Genomic DNA, 7,792 nt, shown 5'->3' with positions numbered 1-7,792 from the left:
GTCGAGCATGTCGGCGCCCTCGCCGAAGGCCATGACCACACCGGAGCCGAGCGTCGCGCCGATCGCCCGCGTCCCCTCGAAGGTCAGGGGGACGTCGAGCTGGTCGGGTCCGACGAATACCCCGGCCGCGCCGCCCAGGAGCACCGCGCGCACCGGCGCGGCGCCGGCCAGCGTGAGCAGCGCGCGCAGGGTGATGCCGAAGGGCGCCTCGTAGAGGCCCGGCCGGGCGACCGCGCCGGAGACGCAGAAGAGCTTGGGGCCGGCCGAGCCGCTGGTGCCGATGCCGCCATAGGCGGCGCCGCCCGCGCGCAGCAGCGCCGGCACGTTCACGAGCGTCTCCACGTTGTTGACCACGGTGGGCCGCCCGAAGAGCCCGATCTCTACCGGGAACGGCGGCTTGTTGCGGGGCTCGCCGCGCTTGCCCTCGATCGAGTTGAACAGGGCGGTCTCCTCACCGCAGATATAAGCGCCGGCCCCTCGCCGGATCTCGATGTCGAAGGCGAAGCCCCGGCCCAGCACGTCGCCGCCCAGCAGCCCCGCCGCGCGCGCCGCCGTGATCGCGTCGGCCATCCGCTCCGCGGCCAGCGGGTACTCGCCGCGCAGGTAGAGGTAGCCGCGCGCGCAGCCGGTCGCGTAGCCGGCGAGGGTCATGCCCTCGACGACCGCGAAAGGGTCTTCCTCCATCAGCAACCGGTCCTTGAACGTGCCCGGCTCCGACTCGTCCGCGTTGCAGACCAGGTAGTGCGGCCGCGCGGGGGCCTTCGCGACCGCGTCCCACTTGCGCCCGGTCGGGAACGCGGCGCCGCCGCGGCCGACCAGCTTCGAGGCCGTGACCTCCTCGATCACGCCGGCCGGCCCGAGCTCCAACGCGCGGGCCAGCGCGCGGTAGCCGTCGCTCGCCCGGTAGGCGTCGAGGCTCCGCGGGTCCACGCGCCCGATGCGCTGGAGCAGGCGGAGGCCGGGCTGTCCGGCTTGCGGGACCGAGCGGGTGATCGGCGCGTTGACGCTGGCCTGCCCCTCACCCTGCCCTCTCCCCTCAGGGGAGAGGGATGTGTCGGGGGTGGCGGGTGGGTTGCGGAGCGCGGCGAGGACCATCTCCGCGTTCTCGGCGGGGGCCAGCGTGATCGCGCGGGGAGCCTCGCCGGCGGCGATGACGAGGACGGCGGGGGCGCGCTCGCACTGGCCCAGGCACGGGCTCCGCATCCACGTCGTGCCGCTCCCGTCGCGCGGCGCGCCGGCCGCGCCCAGCGTGCGCTCGAGGGCCTCGCACAGCGCCTCGCCGCCCTTGATGCGGCAGGCGATGTCGTCGCACACGTGGGCGACCACGGGTGGGCGGGGCGTCGTGGCCAGCAGGTGATAGAAGGTGACCACGCCCCACAGCTCGGCGGGCGGCACCTCGAGCCGGCGGCTGATCTCGTTGAGCGCGCCCCGGCTCACCCAGCCGATGCGCGCCTGGACCGCGTTCAGCGCGGGCAGCACCAGGTCGCGCCGCGGGGTGTCGCCCACCACGGCATCGATGGCGGCGCGCTCGGCGGCGGTGACGCTCGGACCGACGATCTTGAGGTCGATCGGCTCAGGTCCCCAGGCGCTCGATGCGGATCGCGGTCGCCTTGAACTCGGCCGTCCCCGACTTGGGGTCGGTCGCGTCGATCGTGAGCAGGTTGGTGGCCACGTCGTCCTGGAAGTGGAGCGTCATGAAGGCCAGGCCGCGCCGGAGCCCGTCGTCGAGGCGCACCGGCACCTCCACGGCGCCGCGGCGCGAGCGCACGCGCACCACCTCACCCTCGCGCACGCCGTAGCGGTCGGCGTCCTCGGGCGAGACGTCGAGGGTCTCGCCGCGACGCAGCGGCGAGGCGTAGGCGGACGTCTGCACGCCGGTGTTGTAGTCGTCGAGCCGCCGTCCGGTGGTCAACCGCACCGGGAACTCGTCGTCGAGACGGTCCACCGGTGGATCGTGCTGGACCGGTTGGAAGGCCACCCGCGGGCCCCGCAGCGGCCGCTCCCACAGCCGGCTGTGCAGGAACAGCTCGCCCGGGTGCTCCTCGTCGTAGCACGGCCACTGCAGCCCGCCGTGCTTGTCCAGGCGCGCGTAGCTCATGCCCGCGTGCATCGGCGAGAGGCTGCGCAGCTCGTTCCAGACCGTCTCGGCGTCCGGCCGCCCCCAGTCGTGCCCCAGGCGCCGGGCCAGGTCGAAGAGGATGTCCAGGTCGTCGCGGCTGCCCGGCGGGGCGTCGAGCGCGCGGCGCACGCGCTGCACCCGACGCTCGCTGTTGGTCACGGTGCCCTCCGATTCGCACCACGCCGCGCTCGCCGGCAGGACCACGTGGGCCAGCTCCGCGGTGCCCGTGAAGAACAGATCCTGCACCACCAGGCAGTCCAGTCCCTCGAGGACGTGCCGGGCGTGGTGCTGGTCGGCCTCGGACTGGAGCGGGTTCTCCCCGATGACGTAGAGCGCGCGCAGGGCGCCGCGCCCCATGGCCTCGAACATCTCCGACAGGTGCCAGCCCTTCGCGGGCGGCACCGCCGTCCCCCACGCGCGGTCGAACTTCGCGCGCAGCGGGTCGTTCTCCACGTGCTGGAAGCCCGGGAGCCGGTCGGGCAGGGCGCCCATGTCGCCACCGCCCTGGACGTTGTTCTGCCCGCGGAGCGGATTGAGCCCGCTGCCGTAGCGACCCACGTGGCCGGTCAGCAGCGAGAGGTTGACCAGCGCGAGCACGTTGTCGACCGCGTTGTGGTGCTCGGTGATGCCGAGCGTCCAGCAGATCATGGCGCGGCCGGCCCGCGCGTAGGCGTGGGCCATGGTATGGATCAGCTCGGCGGGCACCCCGGTCTCACGCTCGGCCCAGGCGAGGGTGCAGGGCTCGACCGCGGCCCGGTATGCCTCGAACCCCTCGGTCGCGCTCGCGATGAACTCGCGGTGCTCGAGCCCGGCCGCGATGATCTCGCGGCCCATCGCGTTGGCCAGCGCGATGTCCGAGCCCACGTCGAGGGCCGCCCAGCGCTCCGCCCACTGCGCGGAGCTGGTCCGACGCGGGTCGATGGCGAAGAGGCGCGCGCCGTGGCGGAGGCCCTTGAGCAGGTGATGGAAGAAGATCGGGTGCGTCTCCCGCGCGTTCGAGCCCCAGAGGAGGATGAGATCGGTCTCCTCGATCTCCCGGTACGAGCTGGTTCCCCCGCCCGCCCCGAACACCGTCGCCAGCCCGGCGACGCTGGGGGCGTGTCACGTGCGGTTGCAGCTGTCGATGTTGTTGCTGCCGACGACGGTGCGCGCGAACTTCTGGGCGACGTAGTTCACCTCGTTCGTGCTCTTCGAGCAGCTGAAGAGCCCGAACGCGTGGGGCCCGTGGTCGGCGACCACGCGCCGCAGGCCGGCGGCGGCCCGGTCGAGCGCCTCCTCCCAGGTCGCGGAGCGGAACCCGGAGGGGCCGCGGCGTTCCCGGATCAGTGGCTGGGTGAGCCGGTGATAGCGGTGAGACATCTGGTCCACTCCATCGTGGAACACCCCACCGGGGAGTCGTCCCGAGGCCGGTGTTGGGCAGGTCCGACGATACTATGGCGCGCGGAAAAACGTCAAATCATCCGTCGCCATCCGCGCCGGGCGCCGATCGCGCCCACGGTCGCCGACGGCCTCGTCCATGCGATGAGGCCGCTCGGCGCGAAAGGCCCCGCGCTGGTGCTCGTGGCGGCCGGCGGCAATCGGGACGCCGCGATGGGACGCTTCCGGAACGCGCCGCACGACGTGGTCGTCGCCATCGCCGAGCAGATCGGCGGCGCGTGGAAGATCACCGAGCTGCGGTCGGTCGTCGAGCACTGACCGCGTCCCCGCCACCTTCTTTCCTAGGCCCAAGGTCTCACCGCCGATCGGCCAAGGTCCGATAGCCCAAGGTCCGATGGATCCCGTCTCGACCGATGTCTAGAGTCGCGTCGCTCGACCGGGAGCCGCACGGTCGGCACGGAAGCGTGCCGGCCCGGAAAGGACGACGCCATGGCCGAGAACCTGGTCGACATGCTGCGCGACGATTTTTTCGTTGACGCGTCCACGTCGCACCTTCATGCTGCCGTCGCGTTCACGATGCGACGCGGAGGAGGTGGCGCGTGATCTTCAGGGAATGCTTCGCGATCCGGTACCAGCGCCTCATCACCGCCATCAGCGGTCACGTCGTGGCGGACGAAGACGGGATGGACGCTCATCCCATCCTCCTGGTGCGCGCCCTCGTGCCTCGATCGGACGCGGTGGTCGCCGAGACCACCACGACGAAGTTCGGCGAGTTCCGCCTGGAGGTGGGCCTGCCGGTTCCCGTGTCGCTGCACGTGCTGGTGCAGGACGCGGGCGGCGCGCGCCTCGGCGAATCCGTGGTCGAGGTGCGCGAGCCGGTGCAGGCGCTGCGCGTGCGCGTACCCCGCGCGGTGCTTCAGCGGGCGGTCCCGGTCCGGCGCGAGCATGCCCCGCCCGCCCTGCTCGTGCGCGCCTCGGCGGCGGCGCTGCGAGGGCACGTGAGCGCGTTGATCCGCGAGGGGACGCTGGACGTGGAGGCGACGGACGCCCTGGAGCAGGCGATCCGGCCCCTGGCGTGGGCCGATGGACTGATGGCGGACGCCCGCGGCGTGCTCGCCGGCGACATGGAGGCCGGGGACCGGTTGCGAGCCGCGCTCCTGTCGCTGGGAGCCGGACCGAGCCTCGGGCAAGACGATGACGCCGGGTCGGAGCGCGCCGCCGACGACGTGGAGAGCGAGCGTCCGGACGCCCAGCGCATCCTCGATCGCGTCGGGCTGGCCCAGATCGCCGCGGCGGTGGTCTGGGCCGTGGAGGATCCGGCGGAGATCCGGGCCGCGCTGAACGGCCTCGCCGCCGTGCTGTGGTCCAGCCCGTGGATCGACCTGTTGCTGCGCGCCTCCACCACCGGCGCGACCGGCGCGATGAAGCCCCTCATGGGCGGCCCGGGCCCGGGCTGGGGGCTGCCCCCCGCCATGCCGGGATTGCCTTCGGGGCCGCCGGGTCTTCCGCTGGGACCGGGACTGCCGCCGGGCTGGGGCAAGGTGCCCCGCCCGAAAGGCAAGATCCCCGGGAAGCTGGGCGATCTCGTGCCGGACTTCAAGCCGCCGCTCAACCAGATGCCGAGCGAGGAGGAGAAGTGCCTCATCGGCGCGCTGGCGCAGGTGGCCGAGCGCAAGAGGACGCTGCCGCAGTACGAGATCCGCACGATCGACGACCCGTCGGCGTGCCCGGGGGAGGTCGTGGTGCTGGGCGGTGTCAACTTCGGCGTGACGGGGTCGGTGGTGTTCCCGGGCAAGGGCGACGGGGTCGTCGCCACCGATGTCCTGGCGTGGTCGGACACCGCCATCCGCGTCCGGGTGCCGGCGGGCGCCGGGCCGGGCGTGATCCGGCTCTCGATCTACGAGGGCAGCCTCTGCCTGTGCGGGCGCATCTGGTCGATCTACCGGCTGGGTCGCACGCTGCCGTTCTTCGCGGGCGGGGTGCCCGCGATCCTCGACTTCAAGATCGACGGCGTCTCGTCCGCGATCTCCGTCGAGCCCGGAGCCGGCGTGTCCGTCACCTTCGCGTCGAGCGTGGGACCGGGCGTGACCACCCAGGTGGTCGTGCGCAACGGCGGCGCCGTCGTGTTCGACACGGGCGCGCTTCCCGGAGGCGTGCACGCGGTGACCTTCACCGCTCCGTCGGTCAGCGCCCCGACCACGCTGCAGGCGGAGGCCAGCGCCACGAACGATTGCGGCACATCTCGCGAGACCCTGAGCGTCCTCGTCGTGAAGCAGCCGGCGCTCCGCGTGCTCGGAGTCGAGGTGACGCAAGCCATTCAGCGCCTGGACAACAGCCTCCGCCTCGGGGCGAGACGGCGCACGCTGGTGCGGGTGTACCTGGATGCCGGCCTCGGCCTCTTCGGGTTCGCGGGAAGCTCCTCCACGCTGCCCGGGGTCACGGGAACCATCAGCCTCTGGCGGGACAATCAGCATCTCGCGACCGTGCCGGCATTGAACAGTCCCTATACCACCATCGCCACCTTCTTCCCCACTGCGCGGTACGCCCTGGGCGGCTCGCTGAACTTCCTGCTGCCCACCGAGCACCTGTTCGGCGATCTCCGGCTCGACGTCAACGTCCGGGTCGAGACGTTTCCCGCGGGGGTCGAGGACGGACCGAACTGCACCGCGGTCCGCACGGTCCACGTGAAGTTCGAGCCGCTGAAGAAGGTGAGCCTCGTCCGGATCATGCTGGCGGACGACTGGCGCAACCTGCCCGCCCCGACGGTGGCCGAGTGGCAGACCGCGCTCCAGGGTGCCATCGCCCGCTTCCCGGTCGCCGACGACGGATGGGAGATCCGCGTTCATCCCGGCTACACCGTCGTCACCGTGGACCGCGATCTGGGCACCGGCGACGGCTGGGACGATCTGCTCGAGGACCTCGACGACGTGGCGGGCGACGCCGACGATTCCTGGGACCATCGCTGGGTGGGGCTGCTTCCCGCGTTCCGGCCGGGCATCGATTCCTTCACCACGAAGGGCTCGGCCCGCTCGGAGACGACCGATCGGCCGTGGCCCCTGAGCAACGACTACCTGGTGATGGCCTGCGTGGCCGGTCGACCGGAGGTGTTCGCGCACGAGCTGGGTCACACCTTTGGCATGCACCACGCGAATTGCCCGGCGGGAGGCCCCGACGACATCGATCCGGGCCTGCCCGCCTACATCGAGGAGACCGGGGTCGACGTCTACGCGATGACGCCCGTCGTCGATACGATCACCGGCGAGCTGATGGGCTATTGCGCGGGCAACGGGCTCTGGCCATCGACCGTGACGTGGCAACGCTCCGTGCAAGGGCTGGCCTGACATGCCGGCGGGTGAGTCCGCGGCGGTCCGCTACCTGCGCGTGATCGGTCGCCTGTACCGAGACGGGCGGCTCCATCTGCGGCCGTGCTATCTCACCACCCAGGCGCCGTGGAGCGACCGCGAGGGGGTCGGCGACAGCCCGCTCGCCGCCGAGCTGCTCACCGAGAGGGGAGAGTCGCTGGGCCGCTACCCGCTGCGGGTCTACTCGCCGTGCACCTACGACGGCCGGCCGGCAACGGAGGCGGTGCGCGGCTGGGTGCCGTTTCACCCCGACACGCGCGCGGTGCGCTTCACGCACCGGGACCGCGTCGTGCTCGAGATCCGGCGCGCGGAGCGGCCTCCCGAGGTTGCGTTGACCTGGCGGCCGCCGGACGAGATCCACGGGCGGCACCGCGTGACCTGGGAGGCACGGTCCCCTCGCGATGCCGCGCTCCAGTTCTTGCTGCGGTACAGCCACGACGGGGGCCGGCGCTGGCAGCGGGTGGGATGGCGCACCGAGGCGCGCGACGCCACGGTCGACTTCGATCAGCTGCCGGGGGGCGAGCGATGCCTCGTCGCGGTCGTCGCGACGGACGGCGTCGATACCACCACGGTCGAGAGCCCGCCCTTCGCGGTGGCCCTCAAGCGGTGTCAGGCGTTCATCGTGGCGCCGGTCGACGGAGCCGTGGTGGCTGCCGGCGGACCGATGCAGCTGCTCGGACAGGGTTTCTGGATGGAGGAATCCCGGGTCGAGCGGGACCACCTCCGCTGGACGTCGTCGCTCGATGGCGACCTCGGGCGGGGAGCCAGTGTGCGGGTCGATCGGCTGTCCGAGGGCCAGCACCGCATCACGCTCGCGGCCGGAGAGAACGGTCGGGTCGGGACGGAGACCGTCACCATCACCGTCTCCGGGGGGGCCCGCTCCCGTCCCGAAACGGCGTCCTGACCGGGCGGTCGAGCATCGAGGAAGGAGGAG

General features: G+C 72.4%; 5 protein-coding genes. 3 read left to right on the top strand and 2 right to left on the bottom strand.

Features of this window, described 5'->3' with window-relative positions; translation table 11 throughout:
• Together VKN16_26225 and VKN16_26220 are read right to left on the bottom strand one after the other, a co-directional pair.
• Positions 1 to 1,509 (bottom strand): NAD(P)H-dependent oxidoreductase subunit E (locus VKN16_26225; protein ID HME97719.1); only part of this gene is annotated, 1,509 nt, incomplete at its 3' end.
• Between the two features lie 64 nt (positions 1,510 to 1,573).
• A complete protein-coding gene (locus VKN16_26220; GenBank protein ID HME97718.1) occupies positions 1,574 to 3,478 on the bottom strand; it encodes a molybdopterin-dependent oxidoreductase in 1,905 nt (634 codons plus the stop codon).
• Here VKN16_26220 and VKN16_26215 point away from each other — a divergent pair.
• From VKN16_26215 to VKN16_26205, 3 genes are all read left to right on the top strand, one after another.
• Positions 3,470 to 3,814, top strand: a complete 345-nt coding sequence (locus tag VKN16_26215; protein HME97717.1) for a hypothetical protein — start codon at positions 3,470 to 3,472, stop codon at positions 3,812 to 3,814. The two genes, VKN16_26220 and VKN16_26215, sit on opposite strands and share 9 nt — an antisense overlap.
• 281 nt (positions 3,815 to 4,095) lie before the next feature.
• Positions 4,096 to 6,837 (top strand): hypothetical protein, encoded by a 2,742-nt coding sequence (locus VKN16_26210; GenBank protein ID HME97716.1) that lies wholly within the window; start codon positions 4,096 to 4,098, stop codon positions 6,835 to 6,837.
• Position 6,838: 1 nt separating this feature from the next.
• Positions 6,839 to 7,762, top strand: a complete 924-nt coding sequence (locus VKN16_26205; protein HME97715.1) for a hypothetical protein — start codon at positions 6,839 to 6,841, stop codon at positions 7,760 to 7,762.
• The last annotated feature ends 30 nt before the right edge of the window (positions 7,763 to 7,792 follow it).

It is taken from the genome of Candidatus Methylomirabilota bacterium (assembly GCA_035315345.1).
Lineage (GTDB): Bacteria > Methylomirabilota > Methylomirabilia > Rokubacteriales > CSP1-6 > CAMLFJ01.
This window is presented reverse-complemented; position numbering and strand designations above follow the sequence as displayed.

Coding starts and splice junctions, on each gene's coding strand:
- VKN16_26205 (HME97715.1), top strand. CDS start 6,839: ATGCCGGCGGGTGAGTCCGCGGCGGTCCGCTACCTGCGCGTGATCGGT.